This window comes from Stenotrophomonas maltophilia group sp. LNF247 (genome assembly GCF_054083135.1).
In genome coordinates this window covers 1-1,888 of sequence record NZ_JBSRQL010000039.1, presented here as the reverse complement: position 1 = coordinate 1,888, position 1,888 = coordinate 1, and the positions used below count along the sequence as shown (strand labels likewise).

Here is a 1,888-nt window from a genome sequence, read left to right as displayed (position 1 = left end):
GCCAGCTGCTGGCGTTTTTCAAGCTGCATGACCTGAGCGGCTTCGGCATCGATGACAAGCCGCGCGCGACCGCAGCCGCGGGCGCCCTGCTCGGCTATGTCGAGGAGACCCAGAAGCAGCGCCTGCCGCACCTGACCTCGATCGCGATGGAAACCGCCGGCGAGGCGATCGCGATGAACGCCGCCACCCGCCGCCACCTGGAGCTGGATACGCGCGTGGACGGGGATACCCGCAGCACCCTGCTGGGCGTGCTCGACAGTACGGTCACGCCGATGGGCGGGCGCCTGCTGCGCCGCTGGCTGCATCGTCCGCTGCGCCTGCGCGAGGTGCTGGTGCAGCGCCACCATGCGGTGGAAACCCTGATCGATCGCGGCGCGGACGCCGACATCCGCGAGCAGTTCCGCCGCCTGGGCGACCTGGAACGCATCCTCACGCGCGTTGCGCTGCGCTCGGCGCGCCCGCGCGACTTCTCCACGCTGCGCGACGGCCTGGGGCTGCTGCCGGCCGTGCGCGAGGTGCTGGCACCGCTGGACTCACCGCGCCTGCAGGCCCTGCATGCCGCACTAGGTGAACACGATGCGTGCGCGCAGCTGCTGGCCAGTGCCATCGCCGATATGCCGCCGCTGAAACTGAGCGACGGCGGCGTGCTGGCTGACGGCTTCGATGAGGAGCTGGACGAGCTGCGCCGCCTGTCCACCCACGCCGACCAGTTCCTGGTGGACCTGGAACAGCGCGAACGCGAAAGCAGCGGCATTCCCACCCTGAAGGTGGGCTACAACCGCGTGCACGGCTACTACATCGAGATCAGCAAGGGCCAGTCCGACCGCGCGCCGGTGCACTACACCCGCCGCCAGACACTGACCAATGCCGAGCGCTACATCACCGAAGAGCTGAAGGCGTTCGAAGACAAGGTGCTGTCCGCGCGCGACCGTTCGCTGTCTCGCGAGAAGTACCTGTACGAGCAGCTGCTGGATACCCTCGGCGAACAGCTGGAACCGTTGAAGCAGTGTGCCGCTGCGCTGAGCGAACTGGACGTGCTGGCCGCCTTCGCCGAGCGCGCGCAGGCACTGGACTGGTCGCGGCCGGAACTGGAAACGGCACCGTGCCTGAAGATCGAGCGTGGCCGCCACCCGGTGGTCGAAGCGGTGCGCGAGCAGCCGTTCGAACCGAACGACCTGGACCTGCATCCGGACCGTCGCATGCTGGTCATCACCGGCCCGAACATGGGCGGTAAATCGACCTACATGCGGCAGAACGCGCTGATCGTGCTGCTGGCCCACATCGGCAGCTTCGTGCCGGCCAGCCGTGCGGTGATCGGCCCGATCGACCGCATCCTGACCCGCATCGGCGCCGGTGACGACCTCGCCCGCGGACAGTCGACCTTCATGGTCGAGATGGCCGAGACCAGCTACATCCTGCATCACGCCACCGCCCATTCGCTGGTGCTGATGGACGAGATCGGCCGCGGCACGTCCACCTACGACGGCCTGGCGCTGGCCGATGCGGTGGCCCGTCACCTGGCCTATCAGAACCGCTGCTACACGCTGTTCGCCACCCACTATTTCGAGCTGACCGCGCTGGCCGACGAACAGTACGAAGGCGGCCGCAGCGGCATCGCCAACGTGCACCTGGATGCGGTCGAGCACGGCGAGGCGCTGGTGTTCATGCACGCGGTCAAGGATGGCCCGGCCAACCGCAGTTTCGGCCTGCAGGTGGCGGCACTGGCCGGCCTGCCGCGCGCCACCGTGGCCCAGGCACGGCGTCGCCTGGCCGAACTGGAGCAGCGCGGCGGGGAGAGCCATGCCGCCGAACTGGCGCCGCAGGCGCTGGATGCCCCGCAGCAGTTCGGGCTGTTCGCCGCGCCATCGAACAAGGCACAGGAAGCGCT

At 68.8% G+C, this 1,888-nt stretch carries 1 protein-coding gene; it reads left to right on the top strand.

The features are described 5' to 3' along the window. Positions 1 to 1,888, top strand: a 1,888-nt coding sequence (gene mutS / locus ACTXG9_RS19530) for a DNA mismatch repair protein MutS (protein WP_457654820.1), incomplete at both ends; no start/stop codon positions are given.